Origin of the sequence: Glycomyces lechevalierae, from assembly GCF_027622945.1 — a bacterium.
In the GTDB taxonomy this organism is placed as follows: domain Bacteria; phylum Actinomycetota; class Actinomycetes; order Mycobacteriales; family Micromonosporaceae; genus Glycomyces; species Glycomyces rutgersensis.
This window is the reverse complement of record NZ_JAPZVQ010000006.1, coordinates 42,052-49,486: the sequence shown is the minus strand read 5'-3', so window position 1 is coordinate 49,486 and position 7,435 is coordinate 42,052. Positions and strand designations below refer to the sequence as shown.

Here is a 7,435-nt window from a genome sequence, read left to right as displayed (position 1 = left end):
CCGCGCGCCCCCCCCCCCCCGCCCGGGGGCCCCCCCCCCCCCGGGGGGGCCCCCCGGGGGGGGGGGGGGGGGGGGGGGGCCCCCCCGCGCCGGTGCCGGACGCACGGCCGGTCGTGGTGACCGAGGTCGTGGTCATGGCGACTCCGTCTTACTGGGTGGCGGCGGCCGCGTCGGCCTGCGCCTGGGCCAGGGCGTCGGCCGGTGTGGCCGAGCCGGAGAGGGCGTTCTGGACGGCGGTCCAGAGCGCTTCGGAGATCTTCGGGTAGTCGGTGCCGAGGTTGTCGCTGGTACGGCCCTTGGCGCCGCGCACCGCGTCGACCCACGGCTGGAGCTCGGGCTGCGCTTCGAGGAGCGCGGCCTGGCCGTCCGGGGTCGGCGGGATGTAGTACGCGAAGGTCGTGGCGGTCTCGACGAAGCCCTCGGGGGTGGTCATGCACTCCACGATCTGGCGGGTGACGTCGTACCGGTCGGTGTCGGTCTGGACGGGGGCGACGATGAACTCGCCGCCGGTGGGCGCGGGCGCGGTGCCGCCGTTCTGGGCGGGCAGCGGCATGACGCCGGTGGCGAACCCGGCGTCGAGGGCGCTGTTGACCTGCCAGGTGCCGTTGACGGCGAACGCGTACTCGCCGGTGAGGAACTCCTCCCAGGTGGTGTTCTGGGAGTTGGTGATCACGGAGTCGGGCGCGTAGCCCGCGTCGAGCCAGCCGGTCCACAGTTCCAGGGCCGCGACGGCTTCGGGCGAGTCGAGCTGTTTGAGGTCGGCGCCGGCGCCCCAGAACCAGGGCAGGAACTGGAAGGAGCCTTCTTCGGTGCCGATGCCGGCGAAGGTGATCCCCTTGGCGCCGTTACCGGTAACCTTTGCGAGCGCGTCGGTCAGGGAGGCCCAGTCGGTCACCGAGGCCGGGTCCACGCCGGCGGCGGTGAGCACGTCGGCGTTGTAGTAGAGCGCGAGGGTGTTGGCGCCCACGGGGATCCCGTAGGTCTTGTCGTCCACGACGCCGGCGGCGAGCAGGTTCTCGTCGACTCCGGAGACGTCGAGGCCGAGTTCGTCCATGGTGCTCAACATGCCCGTGTCGGCGAGGGTGGAGACGGCCGGGTTGTCGAGCAGGATGATGTCCGGGCTGGTGCCCTCCTGCGCGGAGAGCAGCGCCTGGTTGGTGAGGGCGGTGGTGTCGAACGGCGTGCGCTCGATGGTCACCCCGGCCTCGTCGCCGCAGGCGGCGACGCGCTTGGCCCAGTCGGAGTCGTCGGCGTGCTGGGGGTACGGGTCCCACCACGTGTAGGTGTCGGCGTCCTGGTCGGTGGTGCCGCCGGACGAGCAGGCGCTCGCGAAGGCGAGGGCGGCGCAGGCGATGCCCGCGGCCGCGGCCCTGAAGAGGGGCTTCTTGGCTTGCATTTCGTGTTCCTCCTTGAACATTGCGGTGCATTTAGGGATATGCGATGAGGGATGGGTCTTCTTACTGCCGGGTCGCCGGGGCCGCGGTGCTGCCGCGGTCGACGAGTTCTGGGTTGACGAACCGCACGACGTACGGGTCGCCCTCGGGGACCTGCTTCTCGATGCGCCGCACGAGCTGGCGGACGGCCATGCGCCCCAGGCGGTCCGGGGCGCTCTCGATCGAGGAGTAGGGCAGGGAGAAGGTGCGCGCGAACTCGTCGGAGTAGCGGCCGATCACGGAGAGGTCGGCGGGGGCATCGAGGTCGCGGGAGCGCAGGACGGTGGGGAGCGCGGCGGCGGCGGCCTCGTTGTTGAGGAGGAGGCCTGTGGCGCTGGGGTGGGCGTCGAGGAGGGCGTGCAGGTCGCGGCCGATGTCGGGCTGGGTGGCGGCGCCGAACACGGTGTGGAGGGTGATGCCTTTGGCAGCGGCGGCTTCGAGGGCGGCGTTCTGGAGGCGCCAGACGTAGGCGCCGCCGCGTTCGACGACGTGCTCGGGCTGGGAGACGAGGATGAGTTCGCGGTGGCCGAGGCGGGCGAGGTGCTCGACCATGGTGCGCCCGGCCTCTTCGAAGTCGAGGTCGAAGACGTCGACGCCGGTGCAGTCGCGCGGGAGGCCGACGAGCGCGCCGGGCTGGGCGGCGGCGCGGAGCACGGGCAGGCGGTCGTCGTCTTCGGCGACGTTGAGGAGCACGACGCCGTCGACCATGCGGGAGTCGGTGATGCGCTTGAGGGCGCTGCGCCCGTCCGCGTCGGAGCTGAGCAGGATGTCGTATCCGAGGTCGCGGGCGGTGTCGGTGACGCCTTGGAGGTACTGGAGCATCGCGGGCGCGAACTCGTCGGGCAGGAACTGCGCGAGGAGCCCGATGACGTTGGAGCGGGAGGTGGCGAGGGCCCGCGCGCCGGCGTTCGGGGTGTAGCCGAGTTCCATGGCGGCCAGGCGGACCCGTTCGCGCACCTCGTCTGACACGGCGCGCTTGCCGGTCAGCGCGTAGGACGCGGTCGAGCGGGCCACGCCCGCGGCGCGGGCGACGTCGCCGATGTTCACCATGTGCTGTGCCTCCTCCGAACCGGTTCGACTCGGCTTGGACCTCGAGAATTCGTCGAACCGGTTCGGAGCATAACCCCGTGACGCGGCTGACGCAAGTGAGGCCTGAGGACGTTTCCCGTGTATATGCCTTTGTTATATCGAAGATCTTGCATCGAACGAGGTTCGAAACTAGCGTCGGACCTCCATCGACGTGTCGAACCGGTTCGACCTTTCGTGTAGGAGCAATGATGCTGTCCACCCTCAGACGGGCCGCCGCGCGAGCGGGCGTGATCGCGCTCGTCCTCGGCGCCGCCGTCGCCGGGAGCTCGGTCCCGGCCCAGGCCGCGGGCCTCACCCTCACCGTCAACGTCGCGAACACCGTCCGCCCGGCCACGCAGGTCGCCGCCGGCGGCCTCTACGGCGTCGGCTCGGACTCGCAGCCGACCACCGCGATGCTGCTGCCGCTCAACCCGACCAGTTTCACGCAGCCCGCCCCGGGCACGACCCACCTCGGCAACGGCGCGACCGAGCCGTGCTGCGACTCGCTCAAAGTGGGCGACAACCTCGTCCGCGCGGGCGCGCAGCAGTACATCCGCATGCCCGACATCTACCCGTCCTTCCCGTACCAGTGGCAGGGCTGGGCCGACTGGGAGTCCAAGGCCCGCAAGCAGGTCCAGGACCGGCTCGCCGAGACCGACATGACGAACATCCGCGGCTGGGAGCTGTGGAACGAGCCCGACTGGACGTGGAACACCAGCGCGGCCGGTTCGTTCAACGACGGCTGGGCCCGCACGTACAAGCTCGTGGACTCGCTCGACCCGGTGACGCCGATCGTGGGCCCGAGCTATTCGCGGTACGACCACAACTGGATGCAGTCGTTCATGACGGCCGCCAAGGCCTCGAACACCGTCCCCGACGTGATCGTGTGGCACGAGCTGACCGACATGGACTGGAACAACTTCGACGAGCACGTCGCCGACTACCGCGCGATCGAGGACTCGCTGGGGATCGCGGACCGGCCGATCGTCATCAACGAGTACAACAGCCTCAACCAGATGGACATCCCCTCCGTCGCGCTGCACTGGATGTCGGTGTTCGAGCGGTACGGGGCGCGCGAGGCGCACCGCGCGTACTGGTTCGAGGCGGGCACGTTCGACGGGCTGTTCACGCTGCAGAACCAGCCGACGGCCTCGTACTGGCTGTACCGCTGGTACGGCGCGATGACCGGCAACATCGTGCAGACCACCCCGCAGTCCTGGTTGGACGGTGTCGCTTCCTATGACTCGACCCGGAAGATCGTGAACACCGTCTTCGGCGGCGACTACGGGAACAACACGGTCCGCGTCGAAGGGCTCGGCTCGTTCGGTTCGCAGGTGCAGGTCCAGCTGCTGTCGACTCCCGGCTCCGGCCGGAACACGGCCGTCGCCGCACCCACCACCATCTCGACCACGACGATGAACGTCTCGAACGGCACGATCTCGGTGCCGGTCAACAATATGGACGCCGAAGCGGCCTACCAGCTGATCGTGACCCCGGTCGGCGGCCCGACCACGTCGTGGCAGCAGGTCTACGAGGCGGAGAACCAGACTGTCGTCAACGCGAACACGTTCGCATCGGGCAATGCGTCGAACGGCTCCTACGTGGGCCAGATCGACGGTTCGGCCGACATGCGCTCGCAGTCCTTCGTGGACTTCACGGTGAACGTGCCGACCGCGCGCTCGTACACCATGACCATCCGGTACGCGAACGGCACAGGAGCGAACTCGACGCACGGCCTGGCCTACAACGGCAGCGCCTGGTCGACGGTGACGTACCCGCCGACTGCGGGCTGGGCCCAGTTCGGGACGGTGAACGTCACCGTGAACCTCAAAGCGGGTTACAACGTGATCCGCCTGGCGAAGGGCTCGCCGTACTTCAGCGGCGGGACCGGCTACGCCGAACTCGACAACATCAAGCTGACCTAAAGGCGCACAAAGGAAGCCGGGCCGCGTCAGGGACGCGGCCCGGCCCGGTTCTTCGGCGAGCCGGAACCGACACCCGAATGGTTCGGCGCGTGGAAGCACGACGAGTGGTGCCCGTGGATCCTCAAACGGGCCTGCCGCCTCGTCGCCGAGCCGCAGACGGGTTGACTCCGGGGCACCGCCCGCACCTCGCCCGACAACAGCAGACGACCCATCGACTCCGGGGCCGGGCGCAAGCCCGGCCCCGCTTCCCTTGCGCCTCAAGCGAAGTCGGGGACCGTGAACACCCGCGCCTCCATGTCCCCGCCGAGGACCACGAGCAGGTTCCCCGCGAACGAGGCGTGCTCGGGAAGATCGGCGCCCACGGTCTGCCCCGCGGTCTGCTCGCCGGTCGCGGTGTCGACCACGGCGACGTCCCACCCGCCCATGGTCGAGACCTCCATGGCCGCGAGGCCCCCGCGCACGGCGATCGCCGAGGTGAACAGCTCGCCCTCGACGAGCTGTTTGCCCGCGAAGTCGAGCACCTGAGCGGAGTCGACGGTGTCGAAGACCTGGTCGCCGAAGACGAGGCCGTTCGCGGTGGAGTACCAGTGGTCGTCGACGGACCATTCGACGCCGACCTCCCACACCTGCTTCCCGGTCTGCGTGTCGACGGCGATGGTCTTGTACTGGTCGTCGGCGTTGGCGTGGTCGAGCGCCACGCAGACGAGGTGCGGCCCGCAGGCTTTGACGTGCTGGATCGTGAACGCCACGTCGAGTTCGATGCGCCAGGCTTCGCCGAGGTCAGAAAGCGAATGGGCGATGAGGGTGTCGCGACCCGGGGAGGCCTCGTCGGAGGCCTTGCCGATGGCGAGGTCGTCGAAGACGGTCCAGTATTCGCTGTTCACGGGCAGGTCGCCGTCGGTGACGGCGCTGCCGTCGGCGGCATCGCGGACCACTGCGGTGCCTTCGTCGGGGTCGAGTTCGACGATCCGGTCCGTCGCGGCGAGGTTGTCGTAGAGCGCGTTCGAGTTGGGCGGCAACGTACCCATGCCCTCGGCGCCTTCGTCCCAGACGGTGGCGGCGCGGGCGCGGTACTCGTCGATGATGAACAGGTCTTCGGGACCGGCCTTGCTCCACACTTCTTCGCCGGTGGTGAGGTCGATGCGTTTGACGGCGTTGTCCTCGAAGCCGGTGCGCTGCTCGATGATCGCGTCGGTCCCGTAGTAGGCGACGTCGTTGCGGTCGATCCAGGGCTGCTTCCAGAGGAACTCGCCGCTGTCGAGGGCGACGGCGGCGCGCATGTTCTGGCCGTCGTCGGTGGCGGATCCGGTGGCGTCGACGAGGATGACTCCGCCGACGACGGTGAGGAAGAGTTCGGTGGGCTCGAGTTCCAGTTCGGTGGTCCAGACGGCGTCCCCTTCGGGGGAGACGGCGCTGACCTTCGTGAGGCCGCCGGCGACTTCGGCGAAGATCGCGATGCCGTCGGCGGCGGCGACGGCGTTCGCGCCGGAGGCGTTGAGCTGCTGCGAATAGGTGAGGGCAAGCTCGGGTCCGCCGCCGCCGGTGGCGTCCTGGAGGCCGTCGGCGATGCCGTCGATGAGGTCGCCGGTCGCGCCGTTCCCGGCCAGGCCGTCCCAGTCGACCTGGTTGAGGGCGAGGACGATGACCACGGCGAGGCCGATGATGAACGGGTAGAGGGCGAGGAGCCCGACGCGGCGGCGCGGCGGCCGCTTGGTGACGCGGATCGGCCCGGTGTAGACCGGCGGCAGGGTCGAGCCGGGCGCCTGCGGGGTCATCGGGGGCGGCGTCGGCTGCGGCATCGGTTGCGGCGCTGCGGGTGTCGGGGTGCTGCCAGGGGGCGGGACGGGCACGTACGTCACCGGGGGGACCGGGGACGGCATCGGCGCGGCGGCGGGGGTGGTCGCCTCGGGTTCGGGTCCGGCGAGGGCGTGCCGCAGGGCGCCGAACGCGACGGGCAGTTCCGGCTGCTCGGGCACCGATGGCGCGATGCCGAGGCGGGCGTGGAGGCGGGTGGCGACGAGGGGCATGCGGCTGGAGCCGCCGACGAGGAGGAGCGCGGTGAGGCCGCCGGGGGCGACGCCGGCGCGTTCGACGGTGCGGCGGGTCTCGTCCACGGCGCGGGAGACGAGGGGGTCGGCGAGGGACTGGAGTTCGTCGCGGGTGAGGTGGAGGCCCATGGGGTTGTGGCCGGGGAGGGCGACGGGCGCGGTCGAGGTGCGGGACAGCATCTCCTTGGCGGCGCGCACTTCGCCCCAGAACGCGAGCCGGTCGCGGAGGTCGGCGGTGGTCTGCGGCTCCGAGAGGCGTTGCCACAGTTCGGGGTCGCGTCCCGCGACGATCCGCCCGAGGTGGGCGGCGAGGGCCATGTCGACGTCGAGGCCGCCGAGGTCGTCGAGGCCGCCGACGGCGAGGGTCCGGAACCGTCCGGTGCCGTCGTCGTCGCGGCGGACGACCGCGACGTCGAAGGTGCCGCCGCCGAAGTCGAAGATGGCGACGGCGCCGCCGGGCGGGATGTCCTGGCCGAGGATCTCGGCGCAGTAGGTGGCGGCGGCGAGGGGTTCGGGGAGGAGCCGCACGTGTTCGTAGCCGGCGTTCGCGGCGGCGCGTTCGAGGACGGCGCGGCGCACGGGGCCCCAGTCGGCGGGGTAGGTCAGGACGGTCTCGGTGGGGGCGAGGCCGGAGGCGGTGGCGGCTTCGGCGACGCGGCGCAGGCCGGTGGCGAGCAGCTCCTCGACGGGGATCTCGCGGTCGCCGAGGAGGACGGTGCCTTCGTCGATGCGGCGCTTGGGGTGCGGCTCGAACCTCGCGGGTTCGGCGGCGGCGAGCCGCTGCGCGTCCCGGCCGGTGTGGAGTTCGCCGGCGGCGTCGAGGTACACGCCGGACGGGAGGAGCGGCGAGCCGTCGAACAGCAGTGAGCGCGGTTCCTGGCCTTCGCGGCCGACGACGGCGACGGTGTGGGTGGTGCCGAGGTCGACGGCGAGCCATACGGGGGTCTGCAAGCGGGCCTAC

4 protein-coding genes are annotated in these 7,435 nt (G+C 70.9%); 1 reads left to right on the top strand and 3 read right to left on the bottom strand.

What is annotated here, in order from left to right; genetic code table 11:
- Nucleotides 1–148: 148 nt before the first annotated feature.
- Nucleotides 149–1,396: a sugar ABC transporter substrate-binding protein gene (locus O2L01_RS11980; protein WP_270122170.1), complete on the bottom strand. Its 1,248-nt coding sequence runs from the start codon at nucleotides 1,394–1,396 to the stop codon at nucleotides 149–151.
- Nucleotides 1,397–1,457: 61 nt separating this feature from the next.
- Nucleotides 1,458–2,483, bottom strand: a complete 1,026-nt coding sequence (locus O2L01_RS11975) for a LacI family DNA-binding transcriptional regulator (protein WP_270122169.1) — start codon at nucleotides 2,481–2,483, stop codon at nucleotides 1,458–1,460.
- A gap of 227 nt (nucleotides 2,484–2,710) precedes the next feature.
- On the opposite strand from O2L01_RS11975, the gene O2L01_RS11970 reads away from it, so the two are divergent.
- Nucleotides 2,711–4,426 (top strand): carbohydrate-binding protein, encoded by a 1,716-nt coding sequence (locus O2L01_RS11970; RefSeq protein WP_270122168.1) that lies wholly within the window; start codon nucleotides 2,711–2,713, stop codon nucleotides 4,424–4,426.
- A gap of 257 nt (nucleotides 4,427–4,683) precedes the next feature.
- Here the strand turns inward: O2L01_RS11970 and O2L01_RS11965 are convergent, their stop codons facing one another.
- Entirely contained in the window at nucleotides 4,684–7,425 is a 2,742-nt protein-coding gene (locus O2L01_RS11965) for an Hsp70 family protein (RefSeq protein ID WP_270122167.1), read from the bottom strand.
- Nucleotides 7,426–7,435 lie beyond the last annotated feature (10 nt).